General features: G+C 19.5%; 25 protein-coding genes and 2 tRNA genes. 20 read left to right on the top strand and 7 right to left on the bottom strand.

Translation table 11 applies throughout. The annotated features are described in order from the left end of the window. Positions 1–23 precede the first annotated feature (23 nt). The 8 genes from leuS to GJT94_RS01440 all read left to right on the top strand — a co-directional run bounded on the left by leuS (position 24) and on the right by GJT94_RS01440 (position 11,756). Complete coding sequence (leuS, locus tag GJT94_RS01475) at positions 24–2,573, top strand: leucine--tRNA ligase (RefSeq protein WP_168894372.1); 2,550 nt, start codon at positions 24–26, stop codon at positions 2,571–2,573. Between the two features lie 62 nt (positions 2,574–2,635). Then, entirely contained in the window at positions 2,636–3,628 is a 993-nt protein-coding gene (holA, locus tag GJT94_RS01470; protein WP_168894371.1) for a DNA polymerase III subunit delta, read from the top strand. Between the two features lie 33 nt (positions 3,629–3,661). Then, positions 3,662–5,536, top strand: a complete 1,875-nt coding sequence (gene mrdA, locus GJT94_RS01465) for a penicillin-binding protein 2 (RefSeq protein WP_168894370.1) — start codon at positions 3,662–3,664, stop codon at positions 5,534–5,536. 23 nt (positions 5,537–5,559) lie between these two features. Then, a complete protein-coding gene (gene rodA, locus GJT94_RS01460) occupies positions 5,560–6,666 on the top strand; it encodes a rod shape-determining protein RodA (RefSeq protein ID WP_168894369.1) in 1,107 nt (368 codons plus the stop codon). Positions 6,667–6,708: 42 nt separating this feature from the next. Next, the gene (gene serC / locus GJT94_RS01455; RefSeq protein WP_168894368.1) at positions 6,709–7,803 is read left to right on the top strand and encodes a 3-phosphoserine/phosphohydroxythreonine transaminase; all 1,095 of its coding nucleotides are present in this window, start codon (positions 6,709–6,711) and stop codon (positions 7,801–7,803) included. Positions 7,804–7,851: 48 nt separating this feature from the next. Then, positions 7,852–9,144, top strand: coding sequence for a 3-phosphoshikimate 1-carboxyvinyltransferase (gene aroA / locus GJT94_RS01450; protein WP_168894367.1), 1,293 nt, complete (start codon positions 7,852–7,854; stop codon positions 9,142–9,144). A 257-nt stretch (positions 9,145–9,401) separates the two neighbouring features. Next, complete coding sequence (rpsA, locus tag GJT94_RS01445; RefSeq protein WP_168894366.1) at positions 9,402–11,057, top strand: 30S ribosomal protein S1; 1,656 nt, start codon at positions 9,402–9,404, stop codon at positions 11,055–11,057. Positions 11,058–11,111: 54 nt separating this feature from the next. Beyond that, positions 11,112–11,756 (top strand): MBL fold metallo-hydrolase, encoded by a 645-nt coding sequence (locus GJT94_RS01440; protein ID WP_168894365.1) that lies wholly within the window; start codon positions 11,112–11,114, stop codon positions 11,754–11,756. A 60-nt stretch (positions 11,757–11,816) separates the two neighbouring features. Here GJT94_RS01440 and GJT94_RS01435 read toward each other — a convergent pair whose 3' ends face one another. From GJT94_RS01435 to rmuC, 3 genes are all read right to left on the bottom strand, one after another. Then, positions 11,817–13,031 carry a porin gene (locus GJT94_RS01435; RefSeq protein ID WP_168894364.1) on the bottom strand — a complete coding sequence of 405 codons (1,215 nt, stop codon included), beginning with the start codon at positions 13,029–13,031 and terminating at the stop codon, positions 11,817–11,819. 96 nt (positions 13,032–13,127) lie between these two features. Further along, on the bottom strand, positions 13,128–14,528 hold the full coding sequence (asnS, locus tag GJT94_RS01430; RefSeq protein WP_168894363.1) for an asparagine--tRNA ligase: 1,401 nt from the start codon (positions 14,526–14,528) through the stop codon (positions 13,128–13,130). 842 nt (positions 14,529–15,370) lie between these two features. Then, positions 15,371–16,711 (bottom strand): DNA recombination protein RmuC, encoded by a 1,341-nt coding sequence (rmuC, locus tag GJT94_RS01425; protein ID WP_168894362.1) that lies wholly within the window; start codon positions 16,709–16,711, stop codon positions 15,371–15,373. A 132-nt stretch (positions 16,712–16,843) separates the two neighbouring features. Here rmuC and GJT94_RS01420 point away from each other — a divergent pair. Continuing rightward, a tRNA-Ile gene (locus tag GJT94_RS01420) sits at positions 16,844–16,917 on the top strand. 11 nt (positions 16,918–16,928) lie between these two features. Continuing rightward, a tRNA-Ala gene (locus GJT94_RS01415) sits at positions 16,929–17,001 on the top strand. Here GJT94_RS01415 and GJT94_RS01410 read toward each other — a convergent pair. Next, complete coding sequence (locus GJT94_RS01410; protein WP_168894361.1) at positions 16,983–17,264, bottom strand: oxidative damage protection protein; 282 nt, start codon at positions 17,262–17,264, stop codon at positions 16,983–16,985. The genes GJT94_RS01415 and GJT94_RS01410 overlap by 19 nt on opposite strands. Positions 17,265–17,341: 77 nt before the next feature. Here GJT94_RS01410 and trmB point away from each other — a divergent pair, with 77 nt between their 5' ends. Further along, on the top strand, positions 17,342–18,043 hold the full coding sequence (trmB, locus tag GJT94_RS01405; protein WP_168894360.1) for a tRNA (guanosine(46)-N7)-methyltransferase TrmB: 702 nt from the start codon (positions 17,342–17,344) through the stop codon (positions 18,041–18,043). On the opposite strand, the gene hemW is transcribed toward trmB, so the two are convergent. Genes hemW through ruvX form a run of 3 tightly spaced genes read right to left on the bottom strand, consistent with a single transcriptional unit; the run spans position 18,036 to position 20,223 of the window. Beyond that, positions 18,036–19,184 carry a radical SAM family heme chaperone HemW gene (gene hemW / locus GJT94_RS01400; RefSeq protein ID WP_168894359.1) on the bottom strand — a complete coding sequence of 383 codons (1,149 nt, stop codon included), beginning with the start codon at positions 19,182–19,184 and terminating at the stop codon, positions 18,036–18,038. The genes trmB and hemW overlap by 8 nt on opposite strands. An 11-nt stretch (positions 19,185–19,195) precedes the next feature. Beyond that, a complete protein-coding gene (locus GJT94_RS01395) occupies positions 19,196–19,756 on the bottom strand; it encodes a hypothetical protein (protein ID WP_168894358.1) in 561 nt (186 codons plus the stop codon). A gap of 32 nt (positions 19,757–19,788) precedes the next feature. Beyond that, the gene (ruvX, locus tag GJT94_RS01390) at positions 19,789–20,223 is read right to left on the bottom strand and encodes a Holliday junction resolvase RuvX (RefSeq protein WP_168894357.1); all 435 of its coding nucleotides are present in this window, start codon (positions 20,221–20,223) and stop codon (positions 19,789–19,791) included. 221 nt (positions 20,224–20,444) lie between these two features. On the opposite strand from ruvX, the gene rpsJ reads away from it, so the two are divergent. From rpsJ to rplP, 9 genes are read left to right on the top strand one after another with little or no spacing between them, the layout of a single operon-like run. Next, positions 20,445–20,756 carry a 30S ribosomal protein S10 gene (gene rpsJ, locus GJT94_RS01385; RefSeq protein WP_168821827.1) on the top strand — a complete coding sequence of 104 codons (312 nt, stop codon included), beginning with the start codon at positions 20,445–20,447 and terminating at the stop codon, positions 20,754–20,756. A 53-nt stretch (positions 20,757–20,809) separates the two neighbouring features. Continuing rightward, positions 20,810–21,445, top strand: a complete 636-nt coding sequence (gene rplC / locus GJT94_RS01380) for a 50S ribosomal protein L3 (protein WP_168894356.1) — start codon at positions 20,810–20,812, stop codon at positions 21,443–21,445. Between the two features lie 39 nt (positions 21,446–21,484). Beyond that, a complete protein-coding gene (gene rplD / locus GJT94_RS01375) occupies positions 21,485–22,090 on the top strand; it encodes a 50S ribosomal protein L4 (protein WP_168894355.1) in 606 nt (201 codons plus the stop codon). Then, positions 22,087–22,392, top strand: a complete 306-nt coding sequence (gene rplW, locus GJT94_RS01370) for a 50S ribosomal protein L23 (RefSeq protein WP_168894354.1) — start codon at positions 22,087–22,089, stop codon at positions 22,390–22,392. The genes rplD and rplW overlap by 4 nt, the downstream gene beginning before the upstream one ends. 18 nt (positions 22,393–22,410) lie before the next feature. Beyond that, positions 22,411–23,232, top strand: coding sequence for a 50S ribosomal protein L2 (rplB, locus tag GJT94_RS01365; protein WP_168894353.1), 822 nt, complete (start codon positions 22,411–22,413; stop codon positions 23,230–23,232). A gap of 25 nt (positions 23,233–23,257) precedes the next feature. Next, the gene (rpsS, locus tag GJT94_RS01360; protein WP_168894352.1) at positions 23,258–23,545 is read left to right on the top strand and encodes a 30S ribosomal protein S19; all 288 of its coding nucleotides are present in this window, start codon (positions 23,258–23,260) and stop codon (positions 23,543–23,545) included. A gap of 46 nt (positions 23,546–23,591) precedes the next feature. Then, positions 23,592–23,927 (top strand): 50S ribosomal protein L22, encoded by a 336-nt coding sequence (gene rplV / locus GJT94_RS01355; protein ID WP_168894351.1) that lies wholly within the window; start codon positions 23,592–23,594, stop codon positions 23,925–23,927. Between the two features lie 17 nt (positions 23,928–23,944). Then, entirely contained in the window at positions 23,945–24,655 is a 711-nt protein-coding gene (rpsC, locus tag GJT94_RS01350) for a 30S ribosomal protein S3 (protein WP_168894350.1), read from the top strand. Between the two features lie 19 nt (positions 24,656–24,674). Further along, the gene (gene rplP / locus GJT94_RS01345) at positions 24,675–25,076 is read left to right on the top strand and encodes a 50S ribosomal protein L16 (RefSeq protein ID WP_168894349.1); all 402 of its coding nucleotides are present in this window, start codon (positions 24,675–24,677) and stop codon (positions 25,074–25,076) included.

Below are 25,076 nucleotides of genomic sequence, written 5' to 3'. Positions count from 1 at the left end.
ATATATTCAGGAATTATTTTTGTATGAAAAAAGAATACTTTCCTAAAAAAATAGAATCTTATGTACAAAAAAAATGGGAACTTAAAAAAACTTTTAAGGTAATTGAAAATTATAAAAAACAAAAATTTTACTGTCTTTCAATGTTACCATATCCTTCAGGAAAATTACATATGGGACATGTACGTAATTATACTATAGGAGATGTTATTGCAAGATATCAACGTATGTTAGGTAAAAATGTTTTACATCCTATTGGATGGGATGCTTTTGGATTACCAGCCGAAATAGCTGCTCATAATCATAATATATCTCCTAATATATGGACTAAAAATAATATTTTATATATGAAAAAACAATTAAAATTATTAGGATTTAGTTTTGATTGGAATAGAGAAATTACAACATGTGATCCTAATTATTATCGTTGGGAACAATGGTTTTTTTTAAAATTATATAAATTAGGCTTAGCATATAAAAAAGATGATATAGTTAATTGGTGTCCTATAGATAAAACTATATTAGCTAACGAACAAGTAATTAATAAATGTTGTTGGAGATGTAATAGTACTGTTACAAAAAAAATAGTTCAACAGTGGTTTTTAAAAATTACTAATTATGCTGAAGAATTACTTAATGATTTAAAATTTTTAGATGGTTGGCCTAAAAAAGTAAAAAATATGCAAAAAAATTGGATTGGTAAAATAGAAGGAATAGAAATAATTTTTAAAATTTATAATATTAATTATACATTTAGTGTATTTATAGAAAAAAAATATTATTATATTATTAATAATATTTCTTTTATTAAAATTTTATACAATCATCCAATATGTAAAAAATTTATAGATAATAAAAAAATTAAAAAATATATTAATAAATATTCATCTAAATCTTATTTAGAAAATAATAATTTTTTAATTAATAATATAAAATATATTAATAGTGAATTATTTGCACAGAATACTATTTTAAAAAAAAAAATACCAATAATAATTGTAAATTATTTGTCTAATTATAATGAAATTAAAGCTACTATTAGTAATCCAAAAAATAATAAACAAGACTATAATTTTATAAATAAATATAATATATCGGTTATAAAAAATAAAATATTAAATTTATCTAATAATATTAAAAATAATAATGAATTAATTATTAAATATTTAATTTTAAAAAAACAAGCATTTTATAAAAAATATTTTAATTTAAAAGATTGGAGTATTTCAAGGCAACGTATATGGGGAACACCAATTCCTATAATTATTCAAAAAAATAAAAAATTTATACCATTAAAACAAAAAGATTTACCGCTTATTTTTCCAGAAAAATTATTCAATAAAAATATTAAAGAAAGTTATAGTAAAAAAATTAAAAATAATTTAGATTGGTTTCAATATAATCATAACGGAATAATAGGTCAAATAGAAACAGATACATTTGATACTTTTATAGAATCCTCATGGTATTACGCAAGATATACTTGTACTAATGAAAAAAACAATATGATAAATAAAAAAACTGCTAAATATTGGTTACCTGTAGATCAATATATTGGTGGCATAGAACATGCTACTATGCATTTAATATATTTTCGTTTTTTTCATAAATTAATGAGAGATATAGGATTATTACATACTAATGAACCAGTTAAAAAATTATTATGTCAAGGAATGGTATTAGCTAATTCTTATTATTATATAGATGAAAAAAAAAAATATCATTGGATTAACGAAAAAAATATTTTTTTTGATAAAAAAAATAATATTTTTATTAATAATGAAGGAAGAAAAGTAATTAATAATGGTATGATTAAAATGTCTAAATCTAAAAATAATGGTATTGATCCTCAAAATATTATTGAAAAATATGGAGCAGATTCTTTACGTCTTTTTATTATGTTTGCAGCTCCTCCAACAATGGATTTAGAATGGCAAGAAACGGGAATTAAAGGAATGTATAGATTTTTAAAAAAAATATGGAAATTTATTTATAAATATAGAAAATTATCTAATAATTATCAAAAAATTAAAAAAACTAAATTATCTTTTTCTTATAATAAAAAACAACTAATAATACAAAATTATATAAATGAAATTATTATTAAAGTAACAAATAATTTTGAAAAAAATCAATCTTTTAATACAGCAATATCATCAATTATGATTTTATTTAATAAAATTTTAAAATATAAAATATATAATAATATTGATTATACTATTATTTTTAATAGTATATTATCTATATTAAAAATGCTTTATCCTTTTACTCCACATATTTGTTTTGTCTTATGGAAATATATGGGTAATAAAAATAATATAGATTATGAGTTATGGCCTATAATTTCAAAAATTGATACTAAAAAAATAAATAATAAATTTAACATTGTAATTCAAATAGATGGAAAAAAAAAATATATTATATCTATGCTAAATAAATATAAAGATAATCAAAATTATATTAAAGAATATATATTACTACATAATAAAATATCTAAACTTTTAATAAATACTAAAATTTTAAAAATAATATATATACCACAAAAGATATTTAATATAGTAACAAAAAAAAAATAATAATATTTTTTTATGTTTATAAAATAAAAATATTCTTTAAATAAATAATTTTAAATAAAAAAATGAATAAAATATTATTAAATAATTTTAATAAAAATATTTATAACAAAAAATATTTTTGTTATATTCTCACAGGAGATGAAATTTTTTTTATTAAAAAAAGTATAAATCTGTTATTTAAAAAATTAATAAAATTAGGTTATCTTAAAAATAAGATAATTATCATTGATAATGATACTATCTGGGATGATATTTTTTCTAAATTTATTATAACTGATTTTTTTTATAAAAAACAAATAATACATTTAATTTGTTTAAATAAAAAAATTTTCTTTAAATTTAAAAATAATATTATTAATTTAATTTATTATATAAATATCAATAATATTCTAATTTTAGAAATTCATGATTATTTCAATTTATATACAGAAAAAATTATAAAAAATTTTATAAATAATAAATATTTAATATTTTTAAAATTTAATAAATTAAATAATAAACAACTAACTAATTGGATTTATTATCGTTTTAAAAAATTAAATTTAATTATAAATAAAAAAAATTGTAGTTTTTTAAAAAATTTATATTCAAAAAATTTAATGTTATTAAATCAAATTATAGAAGATATTTATATACATGATAAAAACCAAAACTATTTAAGTAATATTTCTTATATAAAAGATAATAATTTAATTAATTCTATTTTATTAGGTAATGTAAAAAATAGTTTTGAAATTATTAAACAAATGAAAAATAACAAACAAAATATTTTTTTAGTTTTTAATAAATTACAAAAAACTATTTTTTTAATTTTTAAAATATATAGAAATTTAAAAAAATATCCTTTAAATATAATTTTAAAAAAATTTCTAATACCTTTATCTAAAGAATATTTTTATAAACAAATATTAAAGAAAATAAATAATAAAAAATTATATTTAATATTTAAATTATTATTAGAAATTGAAATAAACATGAAAAGTTTTATAATAAATGATTATACAGAAAAATATTTTTGGATTGATTTAGAAAAATTAATTTTTTTAATTTCATAAAATATTTTGAATAATATAGGTATAAAAATAATAATGAGTATAAAATATAATTTTTTACAAAATTATACAATAACATTAAAAATTTTTTTACAAAGGATAAAATTTTTAATTAAAGTATCTTTAATATTACTGTCTATTCTAATATATAATTTATATTATTTACAAATAAAATCTTATAAAGCATATAAATTACAATCTGAAAAAAATTATTCTAGTTTTTTTTTTTTAAAACCAAATAGGGGATTAATTTATGATAGAAATGGGATAATCTTAGCTAAAAATAAAAGTTTTTATCAAATTAAAATTAAACTTAATAATAATGATACTTTTTTAACAAAAATTATAAATTTAAAAAAATTATTAAACTTAAAAATTGATAAATATAATTTGATAAATTTAATAAAAAAAAGAATAAAAAATAATTCATTAAAAAATATTATTTTAAAAATAGATTTAAATAATATTCAAGTATCCAAATTTTTAGTAAATAAATATAAATTTCCTAAAATATCTCTTAAAATTTATCAAAAACGTTTTTATCCACAAGGAAGTTTATTTGCACATATAATTGGATATATTAATTATCATAATATAAAAAAGAAAATTATCTTTAGGAATAAAAATTCTGTAAAAAATTTTACTGACAAATCATCAATAGGAATGAATGGTATTGAAAAATATTATCAAAAAAAAATATATGGTATTCCTGGTTATCAAAAAATAGCTATAGATAATAAAGGTTTTTATAAATATAATATTTGTAAAAAAGAAGCATATACAGGGAGTGATCTTTATTTAACAATTGATTATAATTTACAAAAATATATTTATTTATTAATGAAAGATAAAAAAGGAGTTGTTATCATTAGTAATCCTAGAAATGGTGAAATTTTAGCTATGGTTTCTACCCCAAGTTTTAATCCTAATTTATTTATTAATAATAATGAAAAAAAAAAATTAATTTTTTTATTAAAAAATAATAATAAACCTCTAATAAATAGAGCTATTCAAGGTATTTATCCCCCGGCTTCTACTATTAAGCCATATATAGCTTTGTTAGCATTAAATTTAAATTTAATCAATAAAAATACAATATTATTTGATCCAGGATGGTGGAAAATTCCTAAATTTAACCAAATTTATAAAGATTGGAAAAAAAATGGACATGGTTATCTTAATATTAATAAAGCATTACAAGAATCATCAGATTCTTTTTTTTATCAATTAGCCTATAATATAGGTATTAATAAAATTCATAAATGGATGAACAAATTTGGTTATGGGAAATTAACAAATATAGATCTTTTTAATGAACAATTAGGTAATATGCCTACAAAAAAATGGAAATTACAAAATATAGAAAATCCTTGGTATATAGGAGATACTATTTCAGTTGGGATAGGACAAAGTTATTGGAACGCTACTCCTATACAAATACATAACGCCTTAACTATATTAATTAATAATGGTGTTACTAAAACTCTTCATCTTTATAAAATGGAAAAATTAGACAATATTTTTAAATATTATTCTTTTCCAAAATATAAAAAAATAGTAAATTTACCTTTCCAATATTGGAATATAGTAAAAAAAGGAATGTTTAATGTAGTAAATAAAAAAAATGGTACTTTATATAAATATTTTTCTAATGTAAAAAATTATAATGTAGCAGCAAAAACTGGAACTGCACAAGTTTTTAACTTAAAAAATAAAAAAAAATATAATATAAATACAATAGAAGAAAAATTAAGAGATCATAAGCTTATAATAGCTTTTGCTCCCTTTAATGATCCTAAAATAGCTATTACTATTATTATAGAAAATAGTAATAAAAATATATTAATTGGAGATATTTTAAGAAAAATTTTAGATTATATTTTTGCTAACCAAAAAAAATTTTTAACGTAAAAATTTAATTATACGATTTTATTATGAAAAAAAAAAATTTAAATTATTTTATTCATTCTGTATTACATATAGATTTAATCTTATTATTATTAATTATATTAATTTTAATAATTAGTTTATTTATAACATGGAGTGTAACAGATATACAAAATCATATTTTTTTTAAAAATAAATTAATACAAATTGGTATAGGTTTTACAATTATGTTGATAGCAGTACAAATTCCTCCAAATATTTATAAAAAATATTCTTTTTTATTTTATGTATTTTCTATCTTTTTATTAATTGCTGTAGAATTTGCTGGTCATACAACAAAAGGAGCTAAAAGATGGTTAAATCTTAATTTTTTTAAATTTCAACCATCTGAAATAGCTAAAATATCAGTTCCTTTAGTTGTTGCAAGTATTATAGATGATGCTAATTATTATATTACTACAAAAGTCTTCTTAAAAGCAATGATTCTTATATTAATACCTACTATATTAGTTGCGAAACAACCAGATTTAGGTACTGCTATATTAATTGGTTTATCTGGTTCTATTATCCTATTTTTAGCAGGACTATCTTGGAAAAAAATTTTGAATAGTATTATCTTATTTATAATGTTTCTTCCTTTTGCATGGGTTTTTTTATTACATGATTATCAAAGAGAAAGAATGTTAATGTTATTAAAAACTCATTATGATTTATTAGGTAAAGGATATCATATTTTTCAGTCTAAAACAGCAATCGGGTCTGGAGGTTTATTTGGTAAAGGATGGCTACATGGAACGCAATCACAATTAAATTTTTTACCAGAAAAACATACTGATTTTATATTTTCTGTATTTGCCGAAGAATTTGGTTTTGTAGGAGTATTATTATTAATTATTTTATATATATTATTAATAGGAAGAAGTTTATTTCTATCATTAGAATGTCATGCTCTTTTTAATAAAATAATAATTGGAGGTATAATATCAGTATTTTTTCTATGTACATTTATTAATATGAGTATGGTAAGTGGTTTATTACCTATTGTTGGAATCCCGTTACCATTAATTAGTTATGGTGGAACATCTCTTGTAGTTATTATGACCAATTTTGGTATTATAATGTCTATGTATACTAACAATACACAATTGAAATAAAACTATTATATTTTAACTTCAATTTTTTAGGATTATATAATCATGCAAAATATATTTAATTTTAGTCCTGGTCCTGCTTCATTACCTCATGAAGTTTTAAAAAAAGCACAAAATGAGTTAATAAATTGGAATAATTTAAATGTTTCTGTTATGGAAATTAGTCATCGTAGTGATGATTTTATAAATTTAATTGAAAATATAAAAAAAGATTTACGTGAATTAATTAATATTCCATCACAGTATACAATATTATTTTGTCAAGGAGGAGCTAGAACACAATTTTCAGCTATACCAATGAATTTATTATATTATAATGAAACAGCCGATTATGCAAATATTGGTCACTGGTCTTATAAAGCAATAGAAGAAGCTACAAAATATTGTAAACCCAATATTATTAATCCAGTAAAAAAAAAAAATGGAATATATTATATTCAAAAAATGCAATATTGGAAATTAAATAATAATTCAAAATATATACATTATTGTCCTAATGAAACAATAGAAGGTATTGCAATAAATGAAAAACCTATATTCAACAATAAAACTATTATTGCAGATTTATCATCTTCTATTCTTGCAAAAGAAATTAATATTAAAGATTATGGAATGATATATGCAAGTGCACAAAAAAATATTGGTCCAGCAGGATTAACTATTTTAATTATAAAAAAAGATTTAATTTTAAATAAAAATAAAAAAAGAAAAGAAATACCTTCAGTATTAGATTATACAGTTATATTTAAACATAATTCAATGTTTAATACTCCTCCTACTTTTTCTTTATATTTATCAGGATTAGTTTTAAAATGGTTAAAAAAAAAAGGGGGTGTTAAATATATTAGTAAAATAAATAAAAAAAAAGCAGAATTACTCTATTCTACTATAGATAAAAGTGAATTTTATATAAATAAAATTAAACATTGTAATAGATCTATAACAAATGTTGTTTTTCATTTAAAAAATCCAGAAAAAGAAAATTTATTTTTACAAAAATCACAAGAAAATGGATTATTTTATCTTAAAGGTCATAAAATTATAGGAGGTATAAGAGCTTCTATATATAATGCAATGCCTATAGAAGGTGTTAAAAAATTAATAAATTTTATGAATGATTTTGAAAAAATATATGCATAAATGATATGATTATTTTAAAATTTAATAAAAATAAGAAATAATATATATATGAAAAATATTTTAACCATAAAACCTATTCATAAAATTCAAGGTTCTATATTTTTACCTGGATCTAAAAGTATTTCTAATAGAGTACTTTTATTATCAGCTTTAGCTAAAGGTAATACTAAAGTAATAAATTTACTTGATAGTGATGATATTAATCATATGTTAAATGCATTAAAAAAATTAAATACTAAATTTATTTTATCAAAAAATAAAAAAGAATGTTTAATTATAGGAAATAATGGAATTTTTAAACCTAAAAAAAAATTAAAATTATTTCTTGGAAATGCAGGAACAGTGATCAGACCACTAACAGCTATATTATCATTAAGTAATAAATGTGATATTATTTTAACTGGTGAACCAAGAATGAAAGAAAGACCGATAAAACATCTTGTAGATTCATTAAAAAATGGTGGAGCTATTATAAAATATTTAGAAAAAAAAAATTTTCCTCCTATCCATATAAAAGGAGGTTTTCAAGGTACTAATTTTCTTAAAATAGAAGGTTCTATTTCTAGTCAATTTTTAACATCATTACTAATGATAAGTCCTTTAATAAAAAAAAATACCTTAATTAATATTACAAATAATTTAGTATCAAAACCATATATTGATATAACTATTAAATTAATGAAAATTTTCGGTATTCATGTAGATAATTATAATTATCAGCAATTTAAAATTTCTGGACAACAAAATTATATTTCTCCTGGAGAATATATTATAGAAGGAGATGCATCTTCTGCATCATATTTTTTATCTGCTGCAGCAATTAAAGGAGGTACAGTAAAATTAAAGAATATAAATAAAAATAGTATTCAAGGTGATGTTAAATATGTTAATATTTTACAGAAAATGGGGGCGATAATAAATTATGGTAAAAATTATATTAGTTGTACAAAGAATACTTTAAAATCAGTAAATATGGATTTAAATGATATCCCAGATGTAGCTATGACTCTAGCCGTTACTAGTTTATTTGCAAAAGGAATTACAACTATAAAAAATATATATAATTGGAGAGTTAAAGAAACTGATCGTTTAAAAGCAATGTCTAATGAATTAAAAAAAACTGGTGCAAAAATTATTACTGGTTATGATTATATTATTATTTCTCCTCCTAAATATATAAAAGAAGTTATAATTGAAACATATAACGATCATCGTATAGCTATGTGTTTTTCATTATTATCATTATCTAATAACTCAGTAAATATTATTAATCCTAATTGTACTAGTAAAACATATCCAAATTTTTTTAAAGAATTTGAAAAAATTAGTATTTATAATTAAATCAGTTATAATTATTTATTTTAATAATTAAAAAATTTTATTTTTTAAAAAATAGAATTAAATAGATTGACGATATATATATTATATAGTTGCAGAAAATTTTTATTAATGTTAATTTTATATGAATATTTATATTCAATATAATATAATATTATATTTAAATTTCTCTCATAAAAGGAATATATGAGTTTTTTAAAAAATAATACTTAATATGATTTAAGTGGATATTTATTATAAAATATTTCAAAGTTACTAATATGAATGAATGTTTTGCAGAGTTATTTGAAAAATCATTAAAAAATAAAATTATTAATTTAGGATCCATAATTTCCGGAATTATTATTTCTATTGAAAAAGATATTGTTTTAGTAGATGCTGGATTAAAATCAGAATCTTGTATTCCTATTTCACAGTTTAAAAATTCTCAAGGAAATATTGAAATTAAAGTAGGAGATATTGTAGATGTATCATTAGATTCAATAGAAGATGGATTTGGTGAAACTATTTTATCTAGAGAAAAAGCTAAAAGACATGAATCTTGGTTAATTTTAGAAAAAGCTAATCTAAATAATAATAATATTAAAGGAATTATTACTGGTAAAGTAAAAGGAGGTTTTACCGTAGAACTTAATAGTATTAGAGCTTTTTTACCCGGATCTTTGGTAGATATTAGACCAATTAGAGATACTTCTCATTTAGAAGGTAAAGAATTAGATTTTAAAGTTATAAAATTAGATAAAAAAAGAAATAATGTTGTTGTATCTAGAAAAGCTGTTATTGAATTAGAAAATAGTGCAGAAAGAAATCATTTACTTAATACTATATATGAAGGGATGGAAATTAAAGGATTAGTTAAAAATCTTACTGACTATGGTGCTTTTGTTGATTTAGGTGGAGTAGATGGATTATTACACATTACAGATATGGCTTGGAAAAGAGTTAAACATCCAAGCGAAATTGTTAATATTGGTGAAGAAATTAAAATTAAAATATTAAAATTTGATAAAGATAAAACTCGTGTTTCATTAGGATTAAAACAATTAGGAGAAGATCCTTGGAAGTCTATATCAACACGTTATCCTGAAAATAGTAAATTATTAGGAAGAGTAACAAATTTAACAGATTATGGTTGTTTTGTTGAAATTGAAGAAGGAGTAGAAGGATTAGTTCATGTATCAGAGATGGATTGGACAAATAAAAATATACATCCTACAAAAATAGTAAATGTTAATGATAAAGTTGAAGTTATGGTTTTAGATATTGATGAAGAAAGAAGAAGAATTTCTTTAGGTATTAAACAATGTACAATTAATCCTTGGTTAGAATTTTCAAAAAATTATGATAAAGGTGATCATGTTCAAGGTAAAATAAAATCCATAACAGATTTTGGTATTTTTATTGGTTTAACTGGTGGTATAGATGGATTAGTTCATTTATCTGATTTATCATGGATAAATAACGGAGAAAATGAAGTTAATAAATATAAAAAAGGTAATGATATTACAACTATAGTTTTACAAGTAGATTCTGAAAGAGAAAGAATTTCTTTAGGTATTAAACAATTAACAGAAGATCCTTTAAATACATATTTAGTAGAACAAAAAAAAAATAATATCGTAACAGGTATTATTACCGATATAGATAAAAAAAATATTAAATTAAAATTTAAAGATGGCATATTAGGAAATGTTAAATTAACTGAATATAAAAATCATAAAATTGATAACATTTTAAAATATTTTAAAAAAGGACAAAATATAGCAGGTAAAATTAGTAATATTGATCGTAAAAATAGAATAGTTTATATAACTATTAATTTAAATATTATAGAAAATAAAATTATTAAAAAAAGTAAAAAAAATAATTTTTCTAATGTAATGACAGAAGCTTTTAAAGCAGCAAAATGTGAATAATATACATTATTATATTAATTAAATAATACAAAGAAGTTAATAAATATTATTATTATGAACTATATTATTATTACTGTTACAAATTTTAATCAAAATTGTTATATTATATGGTGTAAAAAAACATTAAATGCAGCTCTTATTGATCCTGGCGGGGAATATTTAAAAATTTTAAAAATTTTAAATAGATATAATTTAAATATAACAAAAATTTTAATAACTCATGGTCATTTAGACCATATCGGTGCAGCCTATAATTTATCTAAAATTTTAAATATTCCTATATTAGGTCCTCACAAAAAAGATATTTTTTGGATAAAAAATATAGAATTACAAAATAAATTATTTCAACTTCCATATTGTATATTTAAAAATAATATATGGTTGAAAAATAATCAAAATATTTATATAGGAGAAATTATTTTACAAACTTATCATTGTCCCGGTCATACTCCAGGTCATGTAATTTTTTTTAATAAATTAAATAATATTTTAATATCAGGAGATACTATTTTTAAAAATAGTATAGGTAGAACAGATTTACCAAAAAGTAATTTTAACATTTTACTTTATTCTATAAAAAAAAAAATTTTTTCTTTAAATAAAAATACTATAATTTTACCAGGTCATGGAGAAAAAACTAATATTAATGATGAAATTATAAATAATCCTTGGTTACAAAAAAAAACTAACTATTTCTAAGATTTATTTTTTATAAAATTATTAAATTTAAGAAATAGCTAGCAAGTAATAATTTATTATTTAAAAATTATAAATTATACCTATCCCAAAAAGATTTTTTGTAAAAATATCATTTGATTTTATGTATCTATCTTTTTTGTTTAATAAGTTAATACGATAATCAAAATAAGCAGATAAATTTTTACTAAATTTATAAATTGTATTAATTGATATATATTTTAAAAAATTTATATTTCCACCTAAATAATGATATCCAGCAGGAATATTATTTCCTTCTGTTTGAACATAAGAAATAGTAGCTTTTAAATTATTATCAAATTTATATTGTCCAATAATTTCTAATTTTTTAATTTTATGAGCAAAAGAATAACTATGTTTATCTAAATATGTTAATGAATTTTTTGCTTTACTAAATACAGTAGCTAAATAAATATTATTTTTTTCATATTTAGCTCCAATTGAAAAAGCATTTATATTATCATCATTTTTATGATTTGTATTTTTTATAGAAAAAACTTTTTTTAATTCATCATTTTTATCAATTATTTTGGAAGAATTAAAATAAGATCCTGTAATACTTACTCCAGAATTTCCTATTTTATATCCAATTGAAGCACCCCATCCTTTTTTATTTTTTTCTTTTTCTACAAAAATATCACGATTTTCATCATTATTATGTTCATCATAAAACACATTATCTTCAGTATAAAAATGAGGACTTTTATACTGCAATGCAATTTCTAATCCTTTAATTAAACCAAAAAAATTTTTATTTCTATATGTTAAGAGATTATTTGTTCTTCCAAACATAAATTTATCATTATAATTATACATTAAATCATCTGTAAAAAAAGAATCTTTTTTAATATAGGAAGTTGTATCATACAATATTCCATAATTTCTACCAAAATCTAAAGAACTGTTACCATGATTAAAATTTAAACCTATTAAACCTAAACGTATAGACGGAAAAATATTTTTATCTATTTCAGTATTTTGATTTATTGGTAAACTAAATTCAAATTGAGTATAACCATACACATCATTAAAAATATTAGTTTTTCCTTTAAGACCAATAATCATATTTGATATAATATTTTCATATTTTTTAGGAATATCTTCTCTATCTTTAGAATATGCTTTTTTAATATCTAAAAATCCATATAAATCTATCTTTTCTCCATTTTTATTATAAATTTCACTAGCATTAGTAATATTAATATTACTAATTATTAGTAAAAAAGGTATTAAAAATTTTAATATATTATATTTCATAATTTTTTATCCTTACCTTTGATAATAATTAATATTTATATAAAATATATAATAAAACTTATAAAAAAATTATTTTTCGATATTTATAGAAAATTTTTAAAATTTTGCATTATAAGGAGTTCTTGGAAATGGAATTACATCTTTAATATTATATATTCCTGTAATATATGATATTAATCTTTCAAAACCTAAACCAAATCCAGAATGAGGAATTGTACCATATTTTCTTAAATCACGATACCACCAATAATCATTTTTATTAAGTTTAAATTCTTTTAATCTTTTATCTAATATATTTATTCTATTTTCTCTTTGAGAGCCTCCTGCAATTTCACCTATATCAGGTAACAAAACATCCATAGATGCTACAGTATTTTTATCATTATTTAAATACATATAGAATGCTTTAATATTTTTAGGATAATTATATATTATTACTATATTATTAAAATATTTATTTGTTAAATATTTTTCATGTTCTATTGAAAGATCTTCACCCCATATAATTAAATGAGAAAATTTTTCTTTACAATTTTTTAAAATATTTATAGCTTCAGTATATTCAATTACATTAAATTTATTTAATAAAACTTTATTAATTTTATTAAATAGATTTTTATCAATTTTTTTAGATAAAAAAGAAATTTCGTTTTCATGAAAATTTAAAACGTATTGAAAAATATTTTTTAACATTTTTTCTATAAAATTAATAATATATTTTAAATCAGAAAAAGCTATTTCTACTTCTAACATCCAAAATTCAGCTAAATGACGTTTAGTATTTGAATTTTCAGCTCTAAAAGTAGGTCCAAAAGTATAAACTCTAGACATAGAACAAGCATATGTTTCTAAATTTAATTGTCCAGAAACAGTTAAAAATGCTTCTTTACCAAAAAAATCTTTTTTAAAAATATTTGTATGTTTTTTATATTCAAGTTTTGATAAATCTAAAGTTGATACTCTAAACATTTTTCCTGATCCTTCTGTATCTAATGTAGTGATTAAAGGTGTATTTATCCAGAAAAAATTTTTTTTATGTAAAAAATTATGTATATGTAACGCTATATTATGTTTAATTCTTGTAATACAACTAATTATTTTTGTTCTAGATCTTAAATGAGAAACTTCTCTTAAATATTTTAAACTATGTTTTTTGGGAGAGATAGGATATTTCCCAGGATTATTAATCCAACCTAAAATTTCTATTTTTAATGCATAAATTTCATAAATTTGTAAATTTTTAGGTGAATATTTAAATATTCCTTTAACTTTTAAAGAACATCCACTAGTAATGGATAAAATTTCTTTTTTATAATTATTTAATTTATTATTTGCAATAATTTGTATATCATGTATACATGAACCATCATATAAATTAATAAAAGAAATACCTAATTTAGAATGTCTTCTATTACGAACCCATCCTCCTATAGATATTTTACTATTAATTTTTATTTTTCCAGTCATTAATTGAGATATACTAGAAACTAAATACATTATTTTTTTCTCTTAATTAAAATTATAAAAATATTATTTTGAATTTCATAACTAATATTTATTTAATAATAAATAAAGTTTATTCTAATTTATAAAATTAATAATTTCAATTATTTTATTTAAATTTAAAATATTAAACTAGTTTTTTTATTTACATATTTAAGAATGAATATTTTTTTAAAAAATTAGGTAATAATAAAAGTTTATTTTCCCCTCTTTAATTTTTTATAGATTTTATTATATGTTTCTTTAAAAAAGAAAAATGGAGAATCAGTTCCAATTAATAATTTTTTTTAGGAATTAATCTTATTGTTTTTAATTAGAGCATTTTCTATATTTTTTATTAAAAAATAATTTTGTTATACTGATTGATTAAAATATTTATATCTAAACATTTTTTTAATTCATATTAATTTCCAGAAAAACAATATATTATAATTAATTTTAAAAATTTTATTCTTCTAAACTTTTAATATTTTAAAAAAGTTTTAAAAGAATTACTGTAATGTAAACATACAGGAAGAGAATAATATGATGTTAATATAAGTTGTTTATGAAAAGATAATAATTTTTTTATTATATTAACATGTAATTATTCCTAAGTTAGCATAATAATAAAAAATATATATTTATTATAAACCAACAAACAGTTATTTCTATATTTTTTAATTATTTTATAAGTATTTATACTATCTTGAATAGTAATATTCTGTAAATAATATTTTATATATATTATTTTTAATAACTTTAGTAATAAAATTACTATATATATCTTTTTTAAATTTTTTGTTTGTTAAATATTCAGATTAAAAATAAATAAAGTATTCTTTATATATTTTATTTTAATTTTTATTTATAATATTTTTATTAATTTTATTTATTACTTCTATACCTAAATCACGAAAATGTTCAGCTTGAGAAATTATATTTCCTTTTCCTTTAAATAATTTTTTAATAGCTGAATTATAACTAATTTGTAGTTTATTAAGATGTTTTTCTAAAGTATATATGTCTTCTACGAATAAACGAATTTTATTATATAATTTTGTAGCTTTATTAGCAATAACTAAAGAATTTTTATTTTGCTTATCAAAACGCCATAAATTTTCTATAGTTCTTAAAGAGATCATTAATGTTGTAGGACTAACTAACATAATATTTAATTTTAATGCTTCATATAATAAAGAAGGTTTAAAATTCATTGCTAATGAAAAAGCAGATTCAATTGGAATAAACATTATAATATAATCTAATAATTTTAATCTGAATGCATACTGATATTTTTTACTACTTAATATTTTTAAATGATTACGAATAGCTAATATATGATCATTTAATGCTTTTTTTTGTTTGTTTTTATCATTAGTATTAAAATAACGTTCATATGCTATTAAAGTCATTTTAGAATCTATAATTATTTTTTTATTATAAGGTAAATTAATAATGACGTCTGGTTGTATTTTTTTTTCATTTTTTAGTTCAATCTTTTTTTGTGTTTCATATTCATATCCATTCCTTAATCCAGAAGATTCTAAAATTTTATTTAATACTAATTCTCCCCAAATACCTTGAATTTTATTATTTCCTTTTAAAGCATTAGTAAGATTTATAGCTTCTTTAGAAATATGTATATTTAATTTTTTTAAATTTTTAATTTCATTAGTTAATATATTTCGTTCTAATGATTCTTGATTTAAATTTTTTTGTAATTGTTCTTTTAAAGATTCTAATTTTATATTTAGAGGAGAAATAATATTTTTTATGTTTTGATTATTATATTGATTTATTCTTTTTTCACTTTTTTCTAAAATTTTATTAGCTAAATTTTGAAATTCTATATTTAAATAATGATTATTATTTATAATTAATTTTTCTTTTTTACTAAAAAAAACAATATTATCATTTAATTTTGTTTTAATTTCTTTAACTTTTATTTTTAAATTAAGAATAACTTCCATTTGATTAGATATTATTTTATTTAAATTTTTATTTTCTATTTTTAAATTTTGTAAAAATTCTATTTGTTCTGTTTTTTTTATTAATTTAATTTCTAGTTGTATATTTTCTTTTATTTTTTTTGTTAAATATTTTTTAATTTTTTCTATTTTTTTATAATAAAAAAATAAAATAATAATTAATAAAAACTGTGTAAAAAAATAAATGAAATTTTTATAAAAAGACATAATATTTATAACCTTTTGAAAAAATTAAAATTATAATTTAAAAAAAAAGAAAATTTATATTTTAAATATATAATAGTTGACATTTATTCTAAAATATGAATTAATTAAAATATATTTTCTTTTATATATAAAAGGCTTGTAGCTCAGATGGTTAGAGCACACCCCTGATAAGGGTGAGGTCGGTGGTTCAAATCCACTCAAGCCTATAAAATTTTTAGGGGCTATAGCTCAGATGGTAGAGCATCTGCTTTGCACGCAGAGGGTCAGCGGTTCAATTCCGCTTAGCTCCATAGTTTTTTTTATTAAAAAATAAAGTTTTATTATTTTTAAATAAAAAATTAATCATTTCTCTTTCTAAAAAGAGAATATGTTTTTCTTTTATCATATTTAATTTTCTTTCATTAATTAATTTAGTTTGATAAATTAACCATTTACTCCATGCTTCATAAGAAATATGATTATAAATAATTTCTCCTATATCACCTGGATATACTTTATAATTTAATTTAATCATTTTACATTGAAAATAAATACAAAAAATTTTTTTTGACATAAATTTCTTCTATATTTTATTTTTAATTATATAATATATAATTACTATTTTAAAAATTATTTACTTATATATAAAGTATGAATAACAATATAAAAAGTTTTACTTGTCGTTATAGAAAATTAAAGAAATCTAAACAAATAATTTTTAATAAATATTTTAATCTTTTTAATATTAATTATGAAAATAAATATTTAAATTTTTCAGATATTTTTGATAATAAATTATCAATTATTATTGATATTGGTTTTGGAATAGATAACAATATTATTAATTTTGCAATGAAAAATGTTAAATATAATTTTATTGGGATAGAAGTATATTTACCAGGAATTATAAATTGTCTTCAAAAAATTATAGAAAATAAAATTAAAAATTTAAAATTAATTTATTATGATGCTTTTTTTGTTTTAAAAAATATGATACCTGATTATTCAATTAAATTAATTCAATTTTATTTTCCAGACCCTTGGCCAAAAAAAAAACATAAAAAAAGAAGACTACTAAAACAAGATTTTTTAAAAATTATTTTTTTAAAATTAAAAAATAATGGATTATTATATATAATAACTGATTGTCAAGATTATAAAAATAATATTATTTTAAATATAAAAAATATTAATAATAATAATAAATTTATGATTTTAGAATCTAATCAATATAATAACATATATAAAAATTTAAATTTTTATTTAAAAAAAACTAAATTCTTAAATAAAGCTCAAATTAAGAAAAAGAAAATATATTATATAGAATATAAAAAAATTATAATTTCTAAATAAAAATTTCTAATAAGTCGTTTAGATATAAATAACCTTGATTAGTTATAATCCAATAATCATTAATTTTCTTTAAATAACCTATTTTTAATGCTTTTTGAATTAAAGGTATAATTTTTATTACTTTTATTCCTGTTACTTTTTGAAATTCCTTTTTATGTATTTTTTTATATAATCTAAAACGATTTAAGAAAAATTCAAATATTATATCCTTATGTGAAATTATTTTTATAGAATTAAAAAAATTACCATTTATATATTGTTGAATATTATTATTTTTAATAATTCTAATAATTTTATTATTTAATAAAGTAATTTTACTATGAGAATTACAACCAATACCTATATAATTACCAAAATACCAATAATTTAAATTATGTTGACATATAAATTTTTTGTTTTTAACAAAGGAAGAAATTTCATATTGTAAATATTTATTTTTAAAAAGTATTTTTTTACCTTGCAAGAATATTTTCCATAATAAATCATCATTTAACCAATTTTTTGGTTTAAATTTTTCAAAAATTGTATTTTTTTCAATAGTTAATTGGTACCATGAAATATGATTAGGTTTAAATGAAATTGCTTTATATAAATCATTATAAGAATCTTGTAAAGTTTGCCCAGGTATACCATAAATTATATCTAAATTAAAATTTGATATTTTTTGTTTAATTAAAATATTAATAGCATTAATAGCTTCTTTAGAATTATGTATTCTTCCTAAAATTTTTAAACTTTTATCATTAAAACTTTGAATTCCAATTGAAAAACGGTTAATACCACTATTTAAATAACTTTTGATTTTTTTTTCAGAAATGGAAGATGGATTAATCTCAATAGTAATTTCAGCTGATTTCAAAACATAAATTTTTTTTTTTATTTCATGTAAAAGGAAAAATATTAATTTTTCATCTAGTAAGCTTGGAGTACCTCCTCCTAAAAAAATACTTTTAATATAAATTTTCTTTTTAATAAAAAATAGAGTTTTTTTTAAATCTAATAATAAATTTTTTATATATTGTTCTTGTATTTGTTTATTATTTTTTATAAAAATAGTTGAATAAAAGTCACAGTAAGGACATTTTTTTAAACACCAAGGAATATGAATATATAAACTATAATACTTATTAAAAGCAATCATGTAATTTATTTTTATATTAAACACCAAAATTGTGGAAATAAATCCATAAATAGATTATTTAAAAAATATAAAATTATATTAATAATAAATAAAATAATATTTATATTATAAAAATCCTTAAAAAAAATTTTTATAATTTTGAGAATTTGATTTATAAAAATTTCTAAAATATTATTTAAATCATTATTCATTATACGAAAAATATTAAATATTAAATATATTGTAATTAACCAAAAAAATAAGTATCCAAAAAACTTTAATAAAGTTAATATACTAACAAATATAAAAAAAAATAAACTATGAAAAAATAAATTTTTACTTTGTATTAAAATTAATATTGGATATTTTAAAAATATTAATATTAATATTAAAATAAATGATAAAATTTCATTTTTATTGTTTTTAAAAAAAAATTTTTTAATATTATTTAAAATAATATTTGTTAATAAAATAACATATTTTACAAAAAAATTATAATAATTATGAATAGAAAAATATATCCATAATCTCAATAAAAAAATTAGAATAAAAACATCTATTAAATGTTTTAAAAAACATATAATTGTTACCATAAAAAATAACCTCAAATTATATAAAAATTATTTTATTTATTATGTTCAAACCAACTTTGCAAAATAATACATGCTGATAAAGAATTAATATCACCTTTTTGTAATTTTTGCCATCCTCCTTTTGAAAATAAAATATATTTAGCTTCAACTGTACTTAATCTTTCATCATGGAGAATTGTTTCTATATTAAATTTTTTTTTTATATGAAAAGCAAAATTCTTAGCTAAAATAGTTGTACATTGTTGACTACCATCCATTTTAAGTGGTAACCCAATTATAATTTTTTTAGGTTCCCATTTCTTAATTAATTTATAGAATTTTAACCAATTAATGCCTCCTGATTTTTTATTTTTAATAACTTTTAAGGTATATGCTATACCTATAAAACTTTGACCAATAGCAACTCCTATATTTTTAGTTCCATAATCGAAAGCTAATAAAGTTATATTATTATTTTTTTTTATCATTTGATTTATATAAAAATACTTAAAAAATTAAAATTTTAAATTTTATAATCAATATTATATAGTTTTCAAAGTTTTATATATATAAATATATTGCTTTATTTATACTTTATAAGTCATAATAATATGATTTTTATTTTTTTATCTAATTAAATAAATTCAGGTTCTCTTAATATATATTTTATAGAGAGTTATTTCAATTTTAAATAAGAGGTTCTAGTCAAATGCAGAACCAAAGAATACGTATTCGTTTAAAAGCTTTTGATCATCGTTTAATTGATCAATCAACAGCAGAAATTGTTGAAACAGCTAAACGTACTGGAGCTCAAGTTCGTGGTCCAATACCTTTACCTACTCGTAAAGAAAAGTTTACAATATTAATATCACCTCATGTTGATAAAGATGCTAGAGATCAATATGAAATCCGTACTCATAAACGATTGGTTGATATCATAGAACCAACAGAAAAAACTGTAGATGCATTAATGAGATTAGATTTAGCAGCAGGAGTTGATGTACAAATAAGTTTAGGTTAATAAAATTTATTATATTTTTAACATAATTAATTAAGTAGAGTATATATAAATATATGATTGGATTAATAGGAAAAAAAATGGGTATGACTAGAATCTTTACCGAAGATGGTATATCCATACCAATAACTGTTATACATTTTAATACTATTCGTATTACTCAAATTAAAACTGTTTTACATGATGGATATAATGCTATTCAAATGACTACCGGATTTAAAAAAACAAGTCGTATGAATAAAGCTGAAATAGGACATTTTAAAAAAGCAAAAACAGAAGGAGGATATATTTTATGGGAATATCGTCTTAAAAATTCTAATCCTGAAAATTTTCATATAGGACAAAAAATAAATATTGATATTTTTAAACAAATAGTTAAGGTAGATATAACAGGTATATCAAAAGGAAAAGGATTTTCAGGAACAGTAAAAAGATGGAATTTTAAAACTCAAGATGCTAGTCATGGAAACTCACTCTCACATAGAGTACCTGGATCTATTGGGCAAAATCAAACTCCCGGTAAAGTATTTAAAGGTAAAAAAATGGCTGGACAATTAGGTAATAAAAAAATTACTATTCAAAATTTACATATAGTAAAATTAGATTTTATAAAAAATTTATTGTTAATAAAAGGAGCTGTTCCAGGATATACTGGAAGTAATGTAATTGTTAAACCAGCAATAAAAATTTAATTTTAATATAAATAAACATATTATTAGTTAGGGATTATAATGGAAATTATAACAGAAGATACTAAAGATATAGTTATAGTTTCAGATATTGTTTTTAATAGGAATTATAACAAACCATTAATACATCAATTAATAGAATCTTATAGAACAATAGGAAGGCAAGGTACTAAAGCACAAAAAACAAGAGGAGAAGTAAAAGGATCAGGTAAAAAACCATGGAAACAAAAAGGTACAGGAAAAGCTAGAGCAGGGTCTTTTAAAAGCCCAATTTGGCGCTCTGGAGGAGTTACTTTTGCAGCAAAAAATAAAATATATAATAAAAAAATTAATAAAAAAATGTTTCGTAATGCATTAAAAAGTATTTTTTCAAAATTAATTAAAGAAAAAAGATTAATTTTAGTTAAAAAATTTAATATTAGTAAACCAAAAACTAAAATTTTAATTGAAAAACTAAAAAAATATTTATCAAAAAAAATAATGATTATTACAACATTGATTGATAGAAACTTATTCTTAGCGTCTAGAAATTTATATAATATAAAAATTAAAAATTCAATTAATATAAATCCTATTTATTTAATTAATGCTAACAAAATTATTATAACTGTCAATGCTATCAAACATATAGAAGAGATCTTAACATGATTCAAAAAGAATATAATTTTAAAATTATAAAAGGACCACATATTTCTGAAAAATCTTCTTTTGTTGCAGAAAAAACAAATACTTTGATTATAAAAGTTTTAAAAAAAGCAACTAAAATAGATATAAAAAAAGCAATAAAAAAAATTTTTAATATAAAAGTTAAAAATATTAATACTTTAATTATAAAAGGTAAAAAAAAAAAAAATAAGAAATATAATTTCCAACGTAGTAATTGGAAAAAAGCATATATAATTTTAGAAAAAAATCAAAAAATTGATTTTAATATAAACAAAAATTTATAAGGATTAAATTTATAAAAAATGACAATTAAAAAATATAATCCCACTTCTCCTGGAAGACGTCATATGGTTAAAACCCTCAATTATTCCTTATTTAAAGGTAGACCTCTTTCTTCTAAAATAGAAAAAAAAAATAAATCAGGAGGTAGAAATAATAAAGGTCGTATTACAACTCGTCATATTGGAGGAGGACATAAAAGATTATACCGTATTATAGATTTTAAAAGAAATAAAGATAATATTCCTGCTACAGTAGAAAGAATAGAATATGATCCAAATCGTTCTGCTCATATTGCATTAATAAAATATAAAGATGGAGTTAAAAAATATATTTTATCTCCTAAAGATCTTAAAATTGGTGATACTGTAGAATCAGGAATTAATGTAAATATAAAAATTGGTAATACACTACCATTAAATAATATTCCTATTGGAACTATATTACATAATATAGAAATGAAACCGGGTAAAGGTGGACAAATTGCTAGATCAGCTGGAACATATGTGCAATTAATTTCAAAAGAAAAATCATATACAATCTTAAGATTAAAATCAGGAGAAATACGAAAAATTCAATCTAATTGTAGAGCTACATTAGGAGAAATCGGAAATAATGAACATATGTTAAAATCTTTTGGTAAAGCGGGAGCAAAAAGATGGAAAGGAATTAGACCAACAGTTAGAGGTACCGCAATGAATCCTATAGACCATCCTCATGGTGGTGGAGAAGGAAAAAATTTTGGAAAACATCCAGTAACCCCATGGGGGGTACAAACTAAAGGGAAAAAAACAAGAAATAATAAAAGAACAGATAAATATATTATTAAACATCGTAATAAGTAATTTTATTAATCAAAGGTAATAAAATATGCCACGTTCTTTGAAAAAAGGTCCGTTTATTGATCAACATTTATTAAAAAAAGTTGAAAAATCAATAAAAAATAAAGATAAAAAACCATTACGTACTTGGTCTAGACGTTCAACTATTTTCCCTAATATGATCGGATTAACTATTTCTGTACATAATGGTAGACAACATATTCCAATATATATTTTAGATGAAATGGTAGGTCATAAATTAGGTGAATTTTCTCCGACACGTACGTATAGAGGACATACAGCAGATAAAAAAATTAAAAAAACTTTAAAAAAATAAATATATATTTATTAATAAAATATAATATATTTAATTAAGGATAAAAATGGAAATTATAGCAAAACATAAATATGCCCCTTCCTCTGCACAAAAATTAAGATTAGTAGCTAATATTATTAGAGGATATAAAATATCTAAAGCATTAGATATTTTAAATTTTTCTAATAAAAAATCTTCTTTTTTAATTAAAAAAGTATTAAATTCTGCTATAGCTAATGCTGAACATAATTACGGATTAAATATAGATAATTTATTTATATTTAAAATTTTTATAGATTTAGGAACAAATATGAAACGTATTATGCCTAGAGCTAAAGGCAGATCAGATCGAATTTTAAAATATACCAGTCATATTACTATAATATTATCAGATAATATATAAAATTGGAGAAAAAATTAATGGGTCAAAAAACACATCCAAATGGATTAAGATTAGGAATTACAAAGGTATGGAATTCTATTTGGTTTGCAAATACAAAAAATTATGCAAATTATTTGCATAGTGATTTTCAAGTAAGAGAATTTTTAAATAAAAAATTAAAAAAAGCTTCTGTTTCTAAAATAACAATAGAAAGACCTTCAAAAAGTATTAGAGTTAATATTCATACATCACGTCCTGGTATAGTTATAGGTAAAAAAGGGGAAGATGTTGAAAAACTTAGAAAAAAAATATCTGAAATTACAGGAGTTCCAGCTCAAGTTAATATAACAGAAGTTAGAAAACCAGAATTGGAAGCAAAATTAGTAGCTGATATTATATCAGCACAATTAGAAAAACGAATAATGTTTAGAAGAGCGATGAAAAGAGCAGTACAAAATGCTATGAGATTAGGTGCCAAAGGGATAAAAGTAGAAGTAAGTGGTCGTTTAGGTGGTACAGAAATTGCACGTACAGAATGGTATAGAGAGGGTAGAGTACCACTACATACTTTAAGAGCAGATATTGATTTTAGTTTATCAAAAGCACATACTACATATGGCATAATAGGAGTAAAAGTATGGATTTTTAAAGGAGAAATATTAAAGAATAATTTTAAAAAAAAACTAATTTTTACCAAACCTATTACTAATCATCCTTATCGATTACAACGTAATAAGGGACGTAAATAAAAAAAGAGGTTTTTATATAATGTTACAACCAAAACGTACGAAATTTAAAAAAATGCATAAGGGAAGGAATGGTGGTGTCATTATTGGAATGAATATTAATTTTGGAACTTATGGAATAAAAGCAATAAATAGAGGAAGAATTACTTCTAAACAAATAGAATCAGCAAGAAGAGCTATTAGTCATTTTATTAAAAGACAAGGAAAAATATGGATTAGAATTTTCCCAGATAAACCTATAACAAAAAAACCTTTAGAAGTTAGAATGGGAAAAGGAAAAGGTAATGTAGAATATTGGGTTGCTTTAGTACAACCTGGAAGAATTTTATATGAAATTGATGGAGTTTCTGAATTAATAGCTCGCAGAGCATTTAAGTTAGGTGTAGCTAAATTACCTATTAAAACTATTTTTTTAAAAAAGTAA

This window comes from Enterobacteriaceae endosymbiont of Donacia cinerea (assembly GCF_012569925.1).
In the GTDB taxonomy this organism is placed as follows: Bacteria; Pseudomonadota; Gammaproteobacteria; order Enterobacterales; family Enterobacteriaceae.
Note: the sequence above shows the minus strand (reverse complement) of the source record. Positions and strands in the feature narration are given on the sequence as shown.